Below are 1,123 nucleotides of genomic sequence, written 5' to 3' on the forward strand. Positions count from 1 at the left end.
GGACGAGCGGCGCCGCCGCGCCCTGGCCACCGCCCTGGCCGGCTGCCCGGCCGCGGTCGGGCTGACCACGCCGCTCGGCGAGGCCGCGCACTCGCTGCGCTGGGCCCGCCAGCTGCTCGCCCTGACCGCCGACCGGGACCCGGCGCCGTGCGGCCCGGGCGCACCCCCGGCGCCGGTGTACTGCGAGGACCACCTGGTCCAGCTGTGGCTGCTGGGCGACCGCGCGCTCGCCCGGCAGATCGCGCAGCGCCGCCTCGCCCCCCTGGCCGGACTCACCCCGGCCCGGCGGGCCCGGCTGCTGGACACCCTGCGGATCTGGCTCACCACCCGGGCCACCGCCGGCGAGATGGCCGAGCAGCTCGGGGTGCACCCGCAGACCGTCCGCTACCGGATCCGCGCCCTCGAACGCGCCTTCGGCGACCAGCTCGCCGACGCCGACACCCGGTTCGCCACCGAGGTCGCGTTACGGGCCCTGCACCTCACCGACCCGGCGCCGGGCGTCACCGATCCCGCGCCGGGCGTCACCGGTCCGCCGCCGCACCCGGCCGGCCCGGTGCCGCCCGGGCACCCGCGGCGCTGCGACTGAACGCCCGGCGCGGCTCTTTACCGCACGCCGGCCCGCGGACGCGGAAGGCGTCGGCAGGACGCGCCGCACGGTTGACCACAGCCACCCGAAGAGCCCAGCGAATACCCCGGGAGGGCGCCCTCCGAATGCGACCCGCCGACGGGCCGAGGACGGTGAGGAACGGTGCTTCTGCGATCTGACGAGCCGGCGACGGGCCGGCCCTCGCAAGCCCCGGAAGGACACACCTCATGCGTTCTGCACGTACTTTCGCGACCGGCGCTGCCCTCGCCGCCACCCTGGTCCTCGGTGCCCCCGCCATCGCCCTCGCCGACGGCGCGAGCGATACGAGCACCCAGAAGAGCTGGGAGGGCTACGACACGGCCACCAAGGACTCCAAGGACTCCGGCAGCTCCAAGGAGGCCAAGGACACCAAGGAGGCCAAGCCGGCCGAGGAGCACGGCACCGAGAGCAAGACGGAGAGCAAGGGCGAGTACAAGGCGCCGCACGGCGGCGTCCACACCGGTGGTGGCGGTCTGGCGCTGTCCGGCGGCGGTGCCG

Annotated in this window: 1 protein-coding gene and 1 pseudogene; both read left to right on the plus strand. The window is 76.3% G+C overall.

What is annotated here, in order from left to right:
* Positions 1-586: helix-turn-helix domain-containing protein (locus AA75_RS44965; protein ID WP_149038628.1), on the plus strand; the 586-nt coding region annotated here is incomplete at its 5' end.
* Positions 587-813: 227 nt separating this feature from the next.
* Positions 814-1,123: pseudogene (locus AA75_RS50335) on the plus strand (hypothetical protein); the annotation flags it as partial.

The sequence above is a fragment of the Kitasatospora sp. MBT63 genome, assembly GCF_000710465.2.
Taxonomy (GTDB): Bacteria; Actinomycetota; Actinomycetes; order Streptomycetales; family Streptomycetaceae; genus Kitasatospora.